Genomic DNA, 18,662 nt, shown 5'->3' on the forward strand with positions numbered 1-18,662 from the left:
TACACGATAACAGCAACCGGAAGGTTGTTCTGCCCACGGAGTGTTCAGTGTGAATTGAAGAGTTTCACATATGTAGGTTCGGCTCAAAGCACATCTATAGTTATTAACCCGTCAACAGGAAAAAGGAACAAGAAATTTCGTGATGGGTATTTCTCTACTTCTATTCTATATGAAACAAACCCTGCTCTGCACTCTTCAGAGACATGTTTATCAAAAAAAATAGAACATCTCCCGCAGACCCTATTCAACCCACCCTTGAAACGGGTAAAGATGAAGTAAAGATGCCATTTTGGAGGGGAAGATGTGAGTATGCGTCAAGCCATGATCATTAGTAATCCATCGTCAGGTAAGGAAGAGGCCGAGCAGTATGTGTCCCAAGTCAGAGAAATTCTGGAGTCACAGCAGTATGAGGTGGTTGTTAATGAGACGGCTGGGGAAGGTGATGCCACCAACTACTGTCTGAGCGCCTGCAAAGACGGCTGTGATCTGGTCATCTCCATCGGAGGCGACGGTACACTGCATGAGACGATTAACGGCATGATGGATCAGGATCATCGTCCCCGATTAGGCGTTATACCGCTAGGTACGGTGAATGATTTTGCACGTGCGCTGAATATCTCGCTTGACCCGGAAGAAGCCATTAGGCAGTTACGTTCGAATCAGACCCATATCGTGGATTTGGGGAAAATCAATGATCGCCTGTTTGCCAACGTTGTGGCTGCGGGTTCTTTGGCAGAAGCTTTGTTCTCCGTATCCTCGGAAGAGAAGTCGAAGTTGGGATCATTCGCATATCTCAAAGAAGGCTTGAAAGAACTGGTGAATACACCAGCCAATCATCTAACCATCGAATATGACGGACAGTTCTGGGAGGGGGAATCGCCACTTTTTCTGGCGGCGCTGACCAACTCGGTCGGAGGATTCGAGAAGTTGTCCCCGGATGCAGAGGTGGACGATGGTCTGATACATTGTTTTGTTGTTCGTAATATTAGTGTGTTCAACAGTCTGACGCTTGGCACTTCCCTTTTCTTTGGTAGTCTGAAAGACCATAAGGACGTTGACTATTTTACAGCCAGAGAAGTTCATGTTTGCTCAGACGAAGTCATTCGCACCAATGTAGATGGGGAAGAAGGTCCTGCCCTACCGATTCATATCGGTGTCCTGCCAAGGCACATTGAGGTTATCATACCGGAAGAAGTATAATTTATTCTTTTGGATCTATAGGCTGGAATGAAGAACCTATCATTTCTCCATATGAATGTAGGATAAAGCTATTGAAACCGATTGCAGATATATGTCACAATCAAAGGTAAGATACACGATAATATTCGAATATGGAGGGAAAACATCTTGAGAACGATTAAATTGGGCAGCAGTGCACTAGAAGTACCTGTAGTCGCGGTGGGCTGCATGCGGATTAATTCACTAGACGGTAAGGAAGCCGAACATTTTGTTCGTTCTGCAATGGAGGTTGGCGCAAATTTCTTTGACCATGCCGACATTTATGGTACAGGAACATGTGAGGAGATCTTCGCCGAAGCGGTACAGATGAATCCCCAAGTTCGTGAAAATATGATTCTTCAATCCAAATGCGGTATTCGCAAAGGCATGTTTGATTTCTCCAAAGAGCACATCCTGAATTCAGTCGATGGCATCCTGCAACGTTTGAAGACGGAATATCTTGACGTTCTACTTCTGCACCGTCCTGATGCATTGGTTGAGCCAGAGGAAGTGGCTGAAGCCTTTGATCAACTGGAGCGCGAAGGCAAAGTGCGTCACTTCGGGGTGTCCAACCAGAATCCGAACCAGATCGAATTGTTGAAAAAATACGTGAAACAGCCACTGGTAGCCAACCAGTTGCAGATGAGTATTACCAATACCACGATGATTGACAGTGGAATCAACGTGAACATGGAGAACGACGCTGCGGTTAACCGTGACGGCAGTATCCTTGATTATTGTCGTTTGCATGATATCACCATTCAACCATGGTCTCCGTTCCAGTACGGATTCTTCGAAGGTGTATTCCTGGGCAGCGACAAGTTCCCGGAATTGAATGCAAAGATTGATGAGATTGCTGCGAAGTATAACGTGAGCAATACAACGATTGCAATCGCTTGGTTGCTTCGTCACCCTGCGCATATGCAGCCTGTGACAGGCACAATGAATATTGAACGTCTGCAAGACTGTGTGAAAGCAGGAGATGTTCATCTCACTCGTCCAGAGTGGTATGAAATTTATCGTGCGGCAGGTAATATACTGCCTTAAATCCAAGTTATAGTGAGCATGCTGACTGCTGAGTCAGTTGAGAACACGAGCCCGTGGATGGCTCGTGTTTTTTGTCTATTTTCAGGTTTGATGTGAGGAGCGTTTTCGATATAAAATAAAGATAGAGATCTGTGTTTCAATTAAAGGATTAAAATGTAATTAATACAAATTAGTTGAAATTATTATATTGACCGATACTTTCTAATTACATATAATTACATTTGCATACCGATAATCCCGTTTATGTTTTTTATTTTGGAGGGTGGTGTTCGTTTGGAGTCGACAACCACGATACGCGATCACTTGGAAAGTTATCTGAAGCGTGAACAGATGTCCATTAGTCATTTTTCGGAAACGTCAGGGATTAATTCGGGTACGCTCAGCAACATTTTGAATAAAAATCGGCCTATTGCCATGCAGCAGTTGGATCGGATTACTTCCGCCATGAGACTGGAAGAAGGTTACTTCTATGAGTTATACATAGACGAGTGTTTTGTACACGCGACCCCGGACTGGCGAAGACTGGGACCTTTCCTTCATCGCTGTGCCGAGTTGGACAAGTTGGACTGTATTGAAGAGGTTATTCGTCTGATGATGGATAATCTATCCTATATTCCTTTGTTATTTGATGTGGCTGAAGAATTCTACCAAGCGGGTAAATTCAAACCGGCCACTCTTCTATATGAAAACATTGCTGAAAGCGAGAAAATGCAACATTCCGAGCGGCTTGCACTCTGTCAGTATCGACTGTTCCGGTTGGGACTGACCAATGATCAGCACCGGAATCTGATTATTGCATCTCGGTTCGAATATTATGTGGATCGGCTGGATGAACGCTACCAGTTGGATGCGCTTAACGAACTGATTAATGCTTTTGGAGCATTGCATAGATGGGACAAGGTTCAGGAGTTATCTGAAAAATTGAAAGTAAAAGCGGTCATCCATTATGAGATGAATGGCCGACGGAAACAAGAAGAGACCAAAAGACCGATTGTTTTCTATATTCTATACTCCGATCTAGCTGCAGGAAGTGCCTGTTATCATTTGAAGGACTACACTGGGGCACTTAAATATGTTTCTTTATATTCGGATAATCGCTGGGTGAGGAACCCGGATAAAGATGAAATCGTAGTTATGAATCAGTTTCAAGAATGGGCTGAAGCTAATCGATATATATATCATTTAATGGGTGGACAGTTTGAGGTATTACCAGATTACCTGGCGTATATCTCGACGAAGGAAAATGAGATATTCCCAGCGCTTTGTGATATTGTAACGGCGGCTAATTGCTATGATAAGGATATTGATCATGTACTCAAACAGTATGAATCCTACTTCACTTATCAGGAACAGAGTAACCGAATTGGTAAAGTAAGCAGACAAGTTACGGATGATCGATATTTACGACTTTTAGCAGACTTGGGCGCATATTATCTAAAGAAAGACGAGTATCATTTAGGTATAGAATTTGTGCTGGATAGTTTAAAATTTTCTATTGAAATTAGTAGTGGACGAGGTATGCTTAGAGGTGTCGGACTGTTTGAGCAATACCGGGAATTTGCATCTGAGACGGCGAAACAGCAATACAAAATGATAATTAGTGAGGTGCAGAAACTCAATGAAGAGAAAGTTGGCTTTGCTGATAGCTACCTGTAGTATCGTTGTATTCATCGTAGCCCCTGCTACGGAACCTGTCCCAGGCAAGGAAATCCCGAACCCCGAAATTATGAGACCAGCTGATCATGGATTTGGAACTTAATAAAAGTAAAGAACGCTTCTGATTTATTCAGAAGTGTTCTTTTTTGTGTATCAAAGTGGAAGAATAAGTATGTCGTATCTCACATGCGCTTTTGATTGGCATAATACACTAAAATATGACAAAAAGGAGGGATACTATGGATCGCCTGGATTTGATATCACGGATCGAAGATGCCAGACAGTTGTTATATCGCATGCATATGGAATACGGTAGTCTGCTTCATCCGGAAGTGATCCAGCAATCCATAGTCCTGGACGGGCTTATTAATCAATACAACAGAGCCAAGGTAGGAAAGGCGATGAATTAAGTTCGCCTATTTACATTTGCGTCTTTGTATACTATAGTTAGTTACATGAGTAACTAACCGACTAACTCACTAATGAATACGTATGAAAGTTGGAGGCACATGAAATCGACTTTGGATGAATCTCAGCCTATTTTTCATCAGATTGCCACGATGATTATGGACGATATTGTGGAGGGCAGATTAAAGGTGGAGGAGCAGGTTCCCTCAACCAACGAACTATCACGCTTCTACAATATCAATCCGGCTACAGCCCGCAAAGGACTGCAGGAACTCGTGGACAAGGGGATTATATACAAACAGCGAGGTGTTGGAATGTTTGTTGCAAAGGGAGCAAGAGAAGCATTGCTCGTTGAACGGAAGCAAGATTTTTATGAAGAATACATCAAGCCTTTACTTGAAGAAGCCAGACGGATTCACATGAATGAAGACATGATTATTGATCTGATTCGCGGCAAGAAGGATAAGGAGAGTGAGTTATGATTCATATGGAGCAGGTCAACCACAGCTACCAGAAGACGCCCGTTCTGAACCAGGTTACGCTACATGAGAGTGAGCCAATCATTAGTGCAATCTGGGGAAGAAATGGAGCGGGTAAAACAACCATGATGAGTTTACTGGCAGGGCATAACCGCCCGGACAGTGGAACCGTTCAGATCATGGGTCAAGACCCCTATAATAATCTGGCTGCTCAAGAGCATCTGTGCTACATCCAGGAGAATCATCCCCTGGGGAAAAACTGGACGGTTAGTGACATGGTCCAAATGGGGCAGTATTTTCATCCGCAGTGGAATCAGGATTTGGCGGAACGTTTAATCAATGTGTTCGAACTACCGGAGAAGAAGAAAATCATTAAATTTTCGAAAGGCATGAAGACTGCCACCCAGATTATATTAGGTCTTGCCAGTAATGCAAAGATAACCATTCTGGATGAACCCACCAATGGGCTCGATGCTGAGAAGCGTAAGTTCTTCTACAATGCGCTACTGGAAAGTTATGAAGATAACCCGCGTCTGATTCTGATATCCAGCCATCATATTGAGGAGATTCAGCCTTTATGTGAGTCCCTTATCGTTTTGCAAGCTGGAGAGGTGTTGTTAAATCAACCGATGGAAGAGATGCGCGAAAAAGGAGTTCTTCTAACAGGGGGAATTGACGATATCAACCGAGTCACAGCAGGTGTTAAAGTTATAGAGTCTTCCCAGATGGGATCGACTGTGAAAGTAATGATTGATGAGCCCTACTCGAAAATATGGAAGGATATCGCTCATTCGCAGGGTCTTTCCATTGAGAAAGCGACATTACAAGATTATTTGGTGAACAGGACCCGTAATCAAGAGGGGGTTAAACCATGAACGCAGTAAAAGGTACGAACCGACTGATTCGCGATGATATGCGTTTGTTTCTGAGCATATTTTCATCCATCGCTCTAATGCTCGCCGTTGTATATCTGGCCATTGGCTTCATATTTGATGTCTCGTATTCTACGCAACTGTTTGGCCCAATGTACGGAGGGATATGTGCATTTGCAATCGGGGGAATCATCACACTGTTTCCGGTTGCGATCGGTATGGGGAGTACACGAATTCAATTCATGAAATCCTTCTATATGAACTCGGTATGGATGGTTGCAGGCACCATGGTCATTCTGCATGTGGGGTATTTCCTCATACACCTGCTTCAGGAAAAAGGAATTGTTGACGTAACCCTTTATCAACCGGGCATGTTGTATTCAAGCGAGTATCATTTCTTATCCTACCTGTGGATCGATCTGATGTGCGGCTTTCTCGTACTGGGAATTTCCATCTTCCCAACGGTTTGTTGGATGCGCTTGGGGATGCGTAACTTCTTCATTATGTTCTTTGGGGTAGGTCTAATTATCACCCTGATCGTTGTCTTTGCAGATTTTGGGGAGTGGATGAAGTGGTTTGCGAGTGTGAATATGATGACACTGTTCACCGTTCTGGGATGCATTGGTGGTGCGCTACTTCTATCTACGTACCCGATGATGAAGAATGCGCCGCTAACCATGAAATCCAAAAAAGACTGACAGGAAACGGTTATATAAAGGAACCGGGGCAATAAATCTATGCGAAATTTCCTGTAAACCAAAAAACACGAGTGCGAACCACGCCTCGTGTTTTTGGTATCATCCTAAATCACGGAATATACCTATTCGGCAATCTTTGTGCAATCTAAACTGAAGGTGTATCCCTTAAGCCTGAGCTTGTGGTTTGAATCCTTCGTCTTTGAGGTACTCGCCGGCTTCGCTACGCGTTTCAAAAGCCATATCCAGATTAACACCGGAATACACATACCACATGTCATCTTCGTATTTTAAAGTCAGCGTATGTCCATCTTCATCAATCCACGTTCCGCCACCCGTAGAGGTTGTAGACAATACAGGAGCAGCTTTTACTTGTTCTGGTTCTTTAAATTCAACTGCGTTGGGATTGTGAGACATTGCTTGGATCGTTTCATCTAACAAGGTGCGCAGATCTGCTTCGGAGTAATCACGAATATTAACGAATCCTTTAGCATCGGTCTCATAGTCAGGCAGTAGACCTGCATAGATATAACCGTTACCGTTAGGGTGAATATGGAGAGCAACAATCTTTTTATCATACGCACTATCCTCGTAGTGGAAATTAACACGACCGAGAGAAACATCTTTGCGTTGTAGTTGGGGATACGATTGTAGCACTTCAAGCTTTTGTTCCACGTTAAGCATAATTGCCTCCTGTAAATGTTCAATAGAGGTGATTATAACATGCCCTCCAGTTAATTTCCCGATAAAATACTTCTCCCCAGTTCTTTCAGGTGTTCCATAGCTTGCAGATAAGGATAAGGTCCATAGCTTACGCGTGCTACACCCAGTGTGGCAAGCTGTTTTGTTGTAGGCTCAGGAGACGTAACCATAACGTTAATTGGCAGCGATGAACGCTCACACAATTCCTGAATCAGTTGGTGATCATGCAAACCGGGTACAAACAGACCACTGGCTCCTGCATCTGCATAATGGCTCGAACGTATAAGTGCTTCCTCTAGGAGAGATTGGTTATGGTGTTCAGGTGCATGTTGCAGAAAAATATCTGTGCGGGCGTTAATGAACAACGGTATGCCTGCTTGCTCCGCAGCTTCCCGGGCGGCGGACAATCTCGGACATTGCTCCTCCACAGTGTACAATCCCAAGCCAGCGGGAAGTTGATCTTCCATGTTGATTCCCACAGCACCATGGTCGATGACTTGCAGGATATTTTTTTTCACTTCTGGCATAGACCTCCCATACCCTCCCTCTATATCGATCGTTACAGGCAGATCCACGCTTGCTGTAATCCGTGCAAGATTGGCAAGCACCAGATGGAATGGCATGGCTTCACCATCTTGTTCACCGTGTGCCGCTGCAACGGACCAGCTTCCGGTCGCAATGGCCGTTGCTCCAGTGGATTGGATGGCTTGTGCGCTTCCGGCATCCCACACATTAACGAGAACAAGTGGTTTTCCTTTCACATGGTGTTGTTGGAATAACGTCGCTTTCTCCTCTAAGGTACTCATATTATGTTGGCTCTCCTTTGTTATATCATGCATTCCTTTGGACATTTGATGCGTACTTCATTACTTGATTCCGTTATTCAGCTACTCTGTTCCTGTTTCTCGTGAGTCAGAAGCCAGTTTTTGCGAGTTAATCCTCCGCCGTATCCGCCCAGCTCACCACTGGCATTGATTACACGGTGACATGGGATCACAATCGCAAGCTGGTTGGCCCCATTTGCTTGTGCCACGGCTCGGCAAGCAGTCGGTTTTCCCAGTGCATTTGCGATATCCTGATATGACCTCGTTTCACCAGCCGGAATGGCCATTAGCTGTTCCCACACACGTTTTTGGAATAGTGTTCCTAAACAGAACAACGGTGTGTCGAATGCTGTCCGAATACCTTGAAAGTACTCGTTTAGTTCACGCTCAATGGACTGGATGGGAGCTGTAGTGCCGGGTACAATCGCTGATTTGGTTCGTTTGCGCAGACGCTCAACTTCGCGTTCCAGACCTCTGCGGTCCACAAATTCCAGTAAATATAGCGCCTTTTCATCTGCAATGGCCATCATTGGGCCGAGGCGGGTGTCAATCCAGGACGCTTTCAGGATATATCCTTCATCGACTTGTGTAGGGGCGGCACCCATGATCCGTGAAAAGGCATCGCGGAAGCCGCTGCTTGATTCATATCCAGTAGTTAATTGGCTATCAATAACGGTGCGGCCGGAGCGAATATTTTTCAGGGCAAGTCCCATGCGGCGAGCACGAGCATATTCGACAAAGGTCATGCCGAACCGCTTCTTGAACTGACGGCGAGCAGTGGATTCGTCGATGGAGAGGGCTTTGAAATCCTGTCCTTTCCAGCGTTTCTCCGGATGTTTCTCCACAGCTTCCACTAATATGCGAACGACATCGGATACTTGGTTGGGGTGAGAGAGCGGGCGACAGCGCTGGCAAGGGCGATAAGAGGCCAGAAGTGCCTGCTGAGCCGTCTCATAGAATTCGCAGTTTTCGAATTTTGGTTTTCGCGCAGGGCATGTGGGACGACAGAACACACCTGTGGTTCGGACCCCAACATAGAATAAACCCTCGTATTCCGAATCCTTGGCCACAAGCGCCTCGTAATATTGTTCCTTCAGATCAGCAGAAATCATGGGGGCACGTCCTTACCTCATTAGAATCTTTATCTATAACCTATTATAGAAAAACGTTGCAGCAAGCATCGCCGAAAATCAGGCATGAATATTGGATAGTTTAAATCGGATATAACATTGAAATTCGGTTGTTCAGAATTTGTTTAGAGTGAACTGGTAGTATAGACCTATCAGGACAGGGACACTTAGGCAAAGATACCTATATAGTGAAAAAGTGAATTATTGATCATTCATTGTTATAGGAAAATAATACATGGGTAAACATGAAATTAAAGATTAGCGGACTGAAAGTCTGGAGGTCGACTGGAATGAGATATTCTACGTACAAAAGTATTTATGAATCCGTTTATACCAAAACGTCCGAGTCTCGCACCATGTATGTTAAAGATCAATTCATGCAGCGTGTGAAGACGCCAACCTGGCTAATGAAGATCGTCATCATAACTCTAATTATAATCATAGGGTGTAGTGCTGTATTCACTGCATTTGCAGGGGATGAGCAATTATTATCGGGGGACCAGATCGTTGTATCTCAGGGAGATACACTGTGGGGCATTTCATTGGCACATAAACCTCAGCAGATGGACACTCGTGTGTATGTAGAAGCCCTTAAGAAAGTGAACAAACTTGAGCAGAACGCCATCCGGATTGGAGAAGTGTTAGTTTTGCCAGGGTTTGATCGATAAAATAAACGGTGCATGACGTCATGAACAGAGTTCTTTTTTTCCTCATCGAGGTACAGTTACATACTGAATTTATTAATCATTTACATATAATGGAGCTTCATGTGGGACGATATGGTGTAGTGATTAGTAAGTGGTGTGCTATATAAGTTGAACTAAAGAATATTTACACTGACACTACGATGACAGAATAACCTTCCAATCGCTGTTATCCCCAGATTTTTTGATTCCCCTTTCTTAAAGGGAAAATCCGGGGATAAAGGCGAACGCTTCGCTTTTTCAGGTTTTTTCTGTCCTCTCCGTTATCGTGTAAATGATTAGTTCAACTGATATAGATATATGTGCTGTAAATGGATGAAGGGAGAAGTAGATGATGAAAATAAATATAAAGAAATCTGCAATTTGCATGTCTGTGCTCTGTATTTTGCTATTCGTCAGTGCCTGTGGCGCCAAGAATAATAATGAATCCGTTCAGGAACATGCCTATCCGCAGTCGAAGCAACCCGTAGAGGAAGCTGGAGAAAACTCTGTTCCGAATGCGGATGCGAAGAATAACAATGACCAAGACAGTGCCAGTGGTGAAGAGGGCAAGCCTACAGCTCAATCGGAATCCACTGAACCGTCTGAGCAGATTGATATCGTTATTGACCAGTCGGAGAAACCGAGCGAGGGTAACAGCTTTGATTTTGGAATTAAACAGGTTCCGAAGGGCTATACACTAACGGAGATGCGATGGACGTCTAACACGGTGACGATTGTGAATTCACTACAGGAAGCCATCGAACATGGTGGAAATGGTGAAGAGGGGTTTTACTTTAGCGGCAATGGACAATTCTCCGGCTTTATCTATTCGGATGAGATGAAGGGCGAGCGGGGGAAAGCGACATTTGTCTTCACGAATGATGAGGGGAACGAAATCATGTCCGAAAAGGAAATTACGTTGAAGTAGCGCAGGCACAACATGAAGGCACCATCTATAGCCTGTTGAACAGGAAAAGCAGCCACTTGGGCTGCTTTTTTTGACATACATAATTACAAGATCGCCGATCTATCTGTTGCTACATAAAGTCAAAGAAATAACGGACCACGTGGAACATAACCGGAGAGGTGTAAGTCAGGCTGTCGACCCGGCTCAGGTAGCTTTTTTTGAGCGAATCGAACTTGTTGTCATCTCCAATTAACAGATCGCGCTTCAGTACAGACACCGTCAGACTACCGAAGAATCCGGCCAGACTGATCAACACTCCGATGAACAGCGAGAATTTCCAATCAAATGGTGTCAGGTAGGGATGGATAAAATAAGACGTAGCTGTCGTTACAATAAATGCACACGCGAACCCTTCCCAGGTGACAAAAGGATTGGCGGTAGGCACCACTTTTCGTTTGCCCAGATAGAGAGAGACCAGATAGTGCACCACATCATTAAGCTGTGTTAACACGACCAAGAACAACACCAGCTTGGACCCGTACTCCGGTGTGGCAAATGGAAAATAGGCCAGGTGGCTCAGTCCAAACACCATCAGCATTAGTCCCCATTGTGTGGAGCTGACACTGCGCAGGAAGCCGACTGTACCTTTGTTGATCAGGCGTGGCAGGGGCAGCACCAGGAACACATATAGTGGAATAAACACGATAAACATGCCATACCATCCAATGTAGATCCAGTAGAACTGAACCGGAATCGCCAGATACGCCCACAGGAACAACCTGCGGTCGGCTTTGCGTGTACTGCGGATCATGGAGAAGTATTCTTTGAGTGAGAAGAATGCAAGCACCATGAGGGAGATCAGGGACACGATGGGGTTAAAAAGGGTGGCGAGGCAGAAGATCACAAACATACCCCACCAGGTTTTGATTTTCTGGCCGATGCCTGAATAGTCTTTGCTTGGCTGAAGCTTTGCAATAACTTTGTAGACGATATGTATCACAAGTAAAGCTGTGAAGATTAACGTTAGTGTAAAGAGTGAACTGCTCACGTACCGATCACCTGCTTATTCAAAGTAAGATTCCATTATAGGGTACCTATGTTATTATGAAGGAATAGTGCCAACTTGATAAGGGGAAATTTTGTTATGACAGATGAACGCTCCATCTATATCCTGCTTACAAATACAGGAACGCTGTTTACCAAGGTTATTCAGAGTTACACCCGAGCGCCATATAATCACGCATCGATCTCATTTGACCGGGAGTTAACCGAGCTGTACAGCTTCGGCCGCAAGCATCCGAGCAATCCGCTGAATGGCGGGTTTGTGAAGGAAGATATACAGACAGGTACATACAGCAAGTATCCCAATACCACATGTGTCATATACAAGCTTCAGGTGACGGATCGTGAAGTGGAAAAGATGAAACGTGTGCTGCACATCTTCATCCGCAGCCGCCAGAAATATATGTACAATCTGCTCGGCGTGATCGGCATTACGCTCAAGGAACCGGTGGAGTTCAGCAACTCCTATTTCTGTTCCCAATTTGTAGCCGAGATTCTACAGCGTTCGGGAATCAAACTGTGGAACAAGCTGCCTGCGCTGGTGACACCGGATGATTTTCGCCAGAGTGAACGTTTGCAATTGGTCTATGAAGGAAAGTTAAGCGAGTATACGCTGGGGAATGCAGAGCAAGAGTAGGTGCGTGTGCTGATGCTTGCCAAGCAAATCCAATCATGAAATAGCCTGCTGCCACGAATGACGAGGCAACAGGCTGTTTGTGTGCTTCATATAAACGATGATGATGATGTTCAGCCGAAATAAACCTTCGCCCTTCTTATTGTGAATATGAACAATGAATTTCGTCCTTCCATCAATATTTATTCCAACCTCCAGCATCTATAATGAAAGCGTGTTTAAGAAGTGCATGGTCTGATTGAGGCATCCGGAATATCCGGTACCTTCCTCGCATCAATCGCGGGCATTCTGATGGCGGCCGCTCTTATGGTGCACACTGGGGCTACCGTTATCGATTCCCTACCACAGGGGAATTACTTTCATGTGTCGGCTGACAGCATGAAGATGACAATTCGTCAGTGGATGGGCGTTATTCCATATGAAGCGATTGTGGGTGGCACGATGGCTATCGTCGCAACGATATTGTACGGATTTATTCTTTAATTTTTTGATCTAACGGATGGAGTGAGAGAGATGAGAGTTACGGTAGAAAATAGAGGGGCGACGTTTGTTCTGGCCCCGGATTCGTTCAAAGAAAGCATGACAGCAAAAGAAGTATGTATCGCGATGGAAAAAGGATTGCGTAAAATCTACCCGACGGCAGGCTATATTCATGTACCCATGGCGGATGGTGGGGAAGGGACGGTGCAGTCCCTTGTGGACGCTACCGGCGGTTCCTTTCACCAACAAGAGGTGAGCGGGCCATTGGGTCAAACCGTTACTGCCCAGTATGGCATTCTGGGTGACAGAACAACGGCAGCCATCGAGATGACATCGGCCAGTGGCATACATCTGGTAACCAAAGAAGCTCGAGACCCGCTACGGACGACAACCTATGGGACAGGAGAGTTGATTCGGGCATGTCTGGATCTGGGTATCCGTAAAATTATTATCGGCATTGGTGGCAGTGCAACCAATGATGGTGGTGCTGGTATGGCTGAAGCGCTTGGTGCGAAATTTCTGGATGCACAGGGGCAGCCGCTTGCGCTTGGGGGCGGGGCTTTGGATCAACTGGCTCAGATTGATGTATCCGGTCTGGATGAGCGTTTGCAGGAAGTGGAATTCATTGTGGCCTGTGACGTGACCAATCCGCTCTGCGGGGAGCATGGCGCATCAAGGGTGTTTGGAGCACAAAAAGGGGCTACCCCAGAGATGGTTGAGCAGCTGGATGCGAACCTATCCCATTATGCAGATGTGGTGAAACAGCAGCTTCACAAAGATATCCGTGATGTGCCGGGTGCTGGTGCAGCTGGCGGTTTGGGCGCAGGGCTTTTGATTTTTACACAGGCGGTACTACGTAAAGGAATTGAAATTGTCATTGAATATACTGGGTTGCGTGAAAAGTTGATTGCTGCGGATGTGGTATTTACGGGGGAAGGCGGTATTGACTGCCAAACGAAATTTGGCAAGACCCCCTATGGCGTTGCTCAGGCAGCGAAGGAAGCAGGTAAACCTGTCATTGCTATTGCAGGCTGTGTGGGCGAAGGAATCGACACCCTGTACGCGGAAGGCATTGATGCCATATTTGGTATTGTACCTGGGGCAGCAGATCTGGAGCGACTATTGCGAGAAGGCCCGGAGAATGTAGAGCGTACAACGGAGAATATTGCAAGAGTACTGAGACTGGGTCTACTACCTTAGGTCAGTAATAGTCGGGATCTTATGTGGCGTATTGGAATGCGATGTGGAAAAAGACGGGATATAGATATGCCTGAAATCAGGTGATCTAGTTCTCGTCTTTTGCATTCACGAAGCTGTTCAACCCTACTGATAGAACGTGAGTAGTCCATGCGTAAGCTCGATGAGCTCCAGCCAGTTGCGAGGATCTTTGCCGGTAAGGGTCTGTATGCGTTTGGGCCGATATTGAAGCGTATTGCGGTGAATATTGAGATGGTCTGCTGTCGTGGTCATACTGCCGTTATGATGGATGAAGCTGCGCAGCGTATCCAACAGATCGGCTGTATCTTCAAGTTTACTGACGATGTTGGCATAAGATGTTAGATCAGCCGGGCTGAATCGTACCAGGAAAGGCACATCTTCATACCGAATGATCGGTGAAGCTGGCTGAAGTACCAGCAGGATGTTCATCACAGACCGGGTCTGTCCATAACCGGTGGCGATATTCGCTTCTTTTCGGCTGATCGCGATGAATGCTTCGGGTGTAATCTGACTCAAACGCTGAATCATTGGATCAACGTCTGCTTCATTCTGAATCAGGATGATCTGCCTATCTCCATCACTTTCAACAGAGAATGAAGGTACTATAGATGGGATGTAGCATATGTGATTGGTTTTATCTTAATTATTCATATCGGCCCCCCCCCCCAAGAGGTTCTCTTCATAAGTGACATGTTGGGCTCTGTTTAGATATCCAGACGATAGTCTGATAGTAGGTCATAGATGACATGTTTAACGAAAAAAATGTTGGATTATGACGAAAAAAATGAAATGAACCCCCATTATTCCTATATATAATGGAAATCACTCCTTTTATTTGCTCCAATGTTCAGAATCCGTTCAGAGTTGTGTACTACAATAGGCCTATCTTTTGAAAGCGAGATTAGGGGGATAAGAAATATGCAGTACAGAAAAATAGTGAAGATATTGCTCATTTTGCTATTGGTAGCACCATGGTTGGCACCAGTAGGAAAGGTTAGCGCAGAAGTATCGTATCCGGTACCGGGGAAAGATGGTCTAATTACAGTAAAGAACATTGGTGATGACTCGGTTGAACTAAGTTGGGAGTATGCCGAGTCAGTTACAACGCCTTCACCTGATCTGAATTATCAAGTATTCGTCTCCCAGGCACCTAATATCAAAGATATGGAGGAAATCAGCGGATTTCCACAATACGCCTATGGTAATTGGGTTGGTGGTAGCGATTCCGAAACAGGTACATTCACCAAAGTGATTACGGATTTAGTCGAAGGGGAAACATACTATTTTAATGTAATCGTTCAGGATAGAAATAATATGGAAATTGCATACCAAATGCAATCCATAACAGTTACATCTAATACCTTGCTAAGCGAATTCAACAATGTTATTGGGCCAAATTTTGATGCCTCAAGAATAAGTGAACTACTTCAAAATACGAGCTTTATCACCATGGTTCCAGCATTTGAATCACTCCCTCCTGATGAACAGAATGCGATCATATCGTTAGTGGGACATTCCCATCTACCAGATGGTAAATATCTGAACACGGATCAAATTCAATTTACGGTTGATCTGGCATTCCAAGGTCTATTAGTTATGCGTGAACATCAATTGCCTGTTGTGCAAGCTAAGCTAACCTCTTATTTTGAGAAACTAGCTAATGCGAACAATGTTTTCAGCCCAGAATATCTAAGTGTGATTCAGCCACAACTATATCAGTATCTACTAGGGCCCGATCTGGATAAAAACATATTATCATATTCAGTTAATCTAGATAGAATTGGAAATGATTTATCACTAGAACAGTCTGTGATGAATCTCAATATGATGCTTAGTCAAAGTTTCTATTTCACCAAAGCATCAACGACTAACGAAATGAATGAAGCTTTAACAGGGCTATATAAAATTCAACAAAAAGCGGAGCAATATAAGGGAACTCCTAAGGAGAGCCTCATAGGGATATTCCCGCTTGATTTCCATAAAATGCAGATTATTTCTTCTAATGTTGTGGAAATGGAACGGTTGTCAAAGTGGATGTTGGATAGAAAGCCAAATGGGGGTTACACCAATTACAGTGAGATACAAATAGCTTTCAATAACTTCTTCTTCCCGATGATTCCACCACTACCGACATTTCCACCATTCCCACCAATTCAGCCAATACCGGTAGCACCAGCAGTAAGCGTAGATGACAGTGCAAATGTCATTGTTGATGCCGATGAGACTATGGAATACACTCAGAACAATGGCGAAAATTGGTTTGATTACAGCTCCACGAACCCACCCCAATTTGAAGGGAATACAACGGTATGGGTTCGTGTTAAGGCAAACGGAAGTAACACTGCAAGTCTCTATAAAATCTTGATTTTTACTTTGGAGCCTTTGAAGGTAATCAACGAAGCGAGAGCTACGAAGAATACGGATGCTATCCTGGGAGCAATTACTCAACCTGAATGGTTGGACCTTCCGGCTGGCTTTGACAATCTCCAACCTGAGGAGAAGAAAGCCGTAGCTAATGTGGTAATGACCTTTTTACCGAGTGACTATGCCTATGATCTTAAGAAACAAGTACAATATGCTGTGGAAATTGGATATAAAGGTATCCAGACGATCAAACAAACAGACAAGATGCTGTTCCAACAGCATTTGAATGAGTTCTATTCCCTTTTTGTTGAGTCAACAGAGTACTTTGAATATCCAGGGATGGAAATGATTAAAGAGTTAGGTCAAAAATATTTGAATGCGTCCAATGTGGATAAAGAGTTGCTTGCTTATACTGCAAAACGTCTGTTTCAGGGTTCGGATCTTTCAATTGAACAGATTTACGGTGCTTCTTTAATGTTAGTCATGAATTATTCCTATATTAATGATGCTAGAGGCGTTAGCGAGATGCAGAATGCCATGCTGATGTTATACAGCTTCCAGCAATCGACTGAGGTGATGGAGCCTTACGAACCATTCCTACTTAAGTTGAACGCTATGAAGGATCTAGTAGAAGATGAGAATCGAATGGGAAAACTCGCCCAATGGATGCTGGACCGCAAGCCTTCTAACGGATACAGCAGTATTAGCGAAGTGCAGATAGCGTTTGATCGTTTCTTCGATCAGGTCATTATTATTAATCCAACACCAACACCAACACCAACACCATCAACTGGCGGTGAAAGTGGAGGATCTTCACCTGTAACTTCTGCACCTGCACCAACAACGAAACAAGAGCAGATCGTGGTTGACGTTAATGGAACAAACGGCACCAACCTGACCAAAACGCCGATTACCCGTACAACAGAAACCAACGGCACGATCAAAGATCTGGTGAAAATGACCGAAGCGATTGCCAAGGAATCGGTGGAAAAAGCGAAGCAATTGAACATGAACACCGCACGCATCGTGATTCCAGATACCAAAGATTCCGTGTCCGAGACGCGTATTGAACTGCCTAAAGCAGCGGTAAAAGAACTGAATGATGGCTCACTCAAGCTGGAGATTTCCACTGAAAATGTAGTGATTTCCGTTCCGACGAATTCCATCGCTGGATTTGATCAAGACTTGTACTTCCGCGTTGTACCTTTGAAAAAGGAATCGGAGCGCAAAGAAGTCGAAGAACGTGCGAAGAAAGAGCAGTTGATTCAACAAGTTGCTCCGAATACGAATGTTCGCGTATTGGCTCGTCCTGTAGAGATCGACACGAATATGCAGAGCCGCGAAGTGACTCTCACATTGCCACTGCGTGACAGTCTGCCAACTGATCCGGCTGCTCGTCAGCAAGCTTTGGACAACCTGGCGATCTATATCGAACACAGTGACGGCACAAAAGAATTGATTCAAGGCAAATTGGTGAAACTCGCGGATAACAGCGAAGGCATTGAGTTTCCTGTAACGAAATTCAGTACGTTCACCCTCGTTGTTGTGGATGGACTGAAAGCTTCACAAAGTACACATCAACCTTACATCCAAGGTTTTGGTGCAGATTTCCGTCCAGATGCATTCGTAACACGTGCACAAATGGCGGCAATGTTGGCTCGCAATCTTCCAACTGAAGCGGCAGCAGGTTCCGCGAATAACGTGAGCTACAAGGATGTTTCTGCGACACACTGGGCAACAAGTGAAATTCAAAAAGCACAATCCGCTGGCATCATGAACGGCATGAGCAACACTCAATTTGCACCGGAAGGTTCGATCACCCGTGCACAGATGGCAACGATTGCGTATCGCTGGATGCAGCAACAAGCGAGTGCAACAACCGTGAATGGTACAGCAGTTTCCTTCACAGACGTATCCGCAGACCTGTGGGCAGCAGATGCGATTGCATACGTGCAATCCGCTGGCCTGATGGTTGGTTACAACGATGGTACATTCAAACCAGACAGCCAGCTGACGCGTGCTGAAGCGGTAAAAGTGTTGAATGTATTGTTCAACCGTACACCCCTAACTGGTGCAGCTACGCCAACGTTCAGTGATGTACCAACAACACACTGGGCATATGCAGATATCGAAGCTGCAGCGCAAAAGTAATATTTTTTAAAAGAAAAAAGGGGTCATTAACGCAGTACCATATGGAAAAGAGAACCCTAATGACGGATAGGATATGACAATACAATAGATAGAATAAAAAAAGAGCTGTTCCAAAAGCCATACATTGGC

Annotated in this window: 17 protein-coding genes and 1 pseudogene; 13 read left to right on the top strand and 5 right to left on the bottom strand. The window is 44.7% G+C overall.

From position 1 onward, the window contains the following. Positions 1-309 precede the first annotated feature (309 nt). From J2X75_RS18655 to J2X75_RS18685, 7 genes are all read left to right on the top strand, one after another. The gene (locus J2X75_RS18655) at positions 310-1,200 is read left to right on the top strand and encodes a diacylglycerol/lipid kinase family protein (RefSeq protein WP_310339468.1); all 891 of its coding nucleotides are present in this window, start codon (positions 310-312) and stop codon (positions 1,198-1,200) included. A gap of 147 nt (positions 1,201-1,347) precedes the next feature. Next, positions 1,348-2,265, top strand: a complete 918-nt coding sequence (locus tag J2X75_RS18660; RefSeq protein ID WP_307541153.1) for an aldo/keto reductase — start codon at positions 1,348-1,350, stop codon at positions 2,263-2,265. A 273-nt stretch (positions 2,266-2,538) separates the two neighbouring features. Next, complete coding sequence (locus tag J2X75_RS18665) at positions 2,539-3,921, top strand: transcriptional regulator (RefSeq protein ID WP_310338885.1); 1,383 nt, start codon at positions 2,539-2,541, stop codon at positions 3,919-3,921. A gap of 239 nt (positions 3,922-4,160) precedes the next feature. Then, positions 4,161-4,331, top strand: coding sequence for a Spo0E family sporulation regulatory protein-aspartic acid phosphatase (locus tag J2X75_RS18670; protein ID WP_310338889.1), 171 nt, complete (start codon positions 4,161-4,163; stop codon positions 4,329-4,331). A gap of 99 nt (positions 4,332-4,430) precedes the next feature. Beyond that, positions 4,431-4,811 (top strand): GntR family transcriptional regulator, encoded by a 381-nt coding sequence (locus tag J2X75_RS18675; protein ID WP_036611682.1) that lies wholly within the window; start codon positions 4,431-4,433, stop codon positions 4,809-4,811. After that, positions 4,808-5,683, top strand: a complete 876-nt coding sequence (locus J2X75_RS18680) for an ATP-binding cassette domain-containing protein (RefSeq protein ID WP_310338899.1) — start codon at positions 4,808-4,810, stop codon at positions 5,681-5,683. The genes J2X75_RS18675 and J2X75_RS18680 overlap by 4 nt, the downstream gene beginning before the upstream one ends. After that, positions 5,680-6,378, top strand: coding sequence for a hypothetical protein (locus tag J2X75_RS18685; protein ID WP_310338902.1), 699 nt, complete (start codon positions 5,680-5,682; stop codon positions 6,376-6,378). Before J2X75_RS18680 ends, J2X75_RS18685 begins: the two co-directional genes overlap by 4 nt. A 165-nt stretch (positions 6,379-6,543) precedes the next feature. Here the strand turns inward: J2X75_RS18685 and J2X75_RS18690 are convergent, their stop codons facing one another. From J2X75_RS18690 to J2X75_RS18700, 3 genes are all read right to left on the bottom strand, one after another. Further along, on the bottom strand, positions 6,544-7,059 hold the full coding sequence (locus J2X75_RS18690) for a hypothetical protein (RefSeq protein WP_310338905.1): 516 nt from the start codon (positions 7,057-7,059) through the stop codon (positions 6,544-6,546). Between the two features lie 50 nt (positions 7,060-7,109). Further along, positions 7,110-7,883 carry an isocitrate lyase/PEP mutase family protein gene (locus J2X75_RS18695; RefSeq protein ID WP_310338907.1) on the bottom strand — a complete coding sequence of 258 codons (774 nt, stop codon included), beginning with the start codon at positions 7,881-7,883 and terminating at the stop codon, positions 7,110-7,112. A gap of 77 nt (positions 7,884-7,960) precedes the next feature. After that, the gene (locus J2X75_RS18700; protein WP_310338909.1) at positions 7,961-9,013 is read right to left on the bottom strand and encodes a bifunctional transcriptional activator/DNA repair enzyme AdaA; all 1,053 of its coding nucleotides are present in this window, start codon (positions 9,011-9,013) and stop codon (positions 7,961-7,963) included. A gap of 308 nt (positions 9,014-9,321) precedes the next feature. Between J2X75_RS18700 and J2X75_RS18705 the strand changes: the two genes are divergently transcribed. After that, positions 9,322-9,699, top strand: coding sequence for a LysM peptidoglycan-binding domain-containing protein (locus J2X75_RS18705; RefSeq protein ID WP_310338912.1), 378 nt, complete (start codon positions 9,322-9,324; stop codon positions 9,697-9,699). A gap of 367 nt (positions 9,700-10,066) precedes the next feature. Then, entirely contained in the window at positions 10,067-10,645 is a 579-nt protein-coding gene (locus tag J2X75_RS18710; protein WP_310338913.1) for a hypothetical protein, read from the top strand. A gap of 109 nt (positions 10,646-10,754) precedes the next feature. Here J2X75_RS18710 and J2X75_RS18715 read toward each other — a convergent pair whose 3' ends face one another. Beyond that, positions 10,755-11,672: a phosphatidate cytidylyltransferase gene (locus J2X75_RS18715; protein ID WP_124116831.1), complete on the bottom strand. Its 918-nt coding sequence runs from the start codon at positions 11,670-11,672 to the stop codon at positions 10,755-10,757. 96 nt (positions 11,673-11,768) lie between these two features. Between J2X75_RS18715 and J2X75_RS18720 the strand changes: the two genes are divergently transcribed. The 3 genes and pseudogenes from J2X75_RS18720 (at position 11,769) to J2X75_RS18730 (ending at position 14,000) form a co-directional block, all read left to right on the top strand. Continuing rightward, positions 11,769-12,323 (top strand): hypothetical protein, encoded by a 555-nt coding sequence (locus J2X75_RS18720; RefSeq protein WP_169482236.1) that lies wholly within the window; start codon positions 11,769-11,771, stop codon positions 12,321-12,323. Positions 12,324-12,542: 219 nt separating this feature from the next. Further along, a pseudogene (locus tag J2X75_RS18725) lies at positions 12,543-12,803 on the top strand (GntP family permease); the annotation flags it as partial. 30 nt (positions 12,804-12,833) lie between these two features. Next, entirely contained in the window at positions 12,834-14,000 is a 1,167-nt protein-coding gene (locus tag J2X75_RS18730) for a glycerate kinase (protein ID WP_310338918.1), read from the top strand. A gap of 123 nt (positions 14,001-14,123) precedes the next feature. Here the strand turns inward: J2X75_RS18730 and J2X75_RS18735 are convergent, their stop codons facing one another. Further along, a complete protein-coding gene (locus J2X75_RS18735; protein WP_310338919.1) occupies positions 14,124-14,546 on the bottom strand; it encodes a PucR family transcriptional regulator in 423 nt (140 codons plus the stop codon). A 390-nt stretch (positions 14,547-14,936) separates the two neighbouring features. On the opposite strand from J2X75_RS18735, the gene J2X75_RS18740 reads away from it, so the two are divergent. Then, positions 14,937-18,533 (top strand): DUF4073 domain-containing protein, encoded by a 3,597-nt coding sequence (locus J2X75_RS18740; RefSeq protein WP_310338921.1) that lies wholly within the window; start codon positions 14,937-14,939, stop codon positions 18,531-18,533. The last annotated feature ends 129 nt before the right edge of the window (positions 18,534-18,662 follow it).

Source organism: Paenibacillus sp. 2003 (assembly GCF_031455635.1).
GTDB classification, from domain to species: domain Bacteria; phylum Bacillota; class Bacilli; order Paenibacillales; family Paenibacillaceae; genus Paenibacillus; species Paenibacillus amylolyticus_B.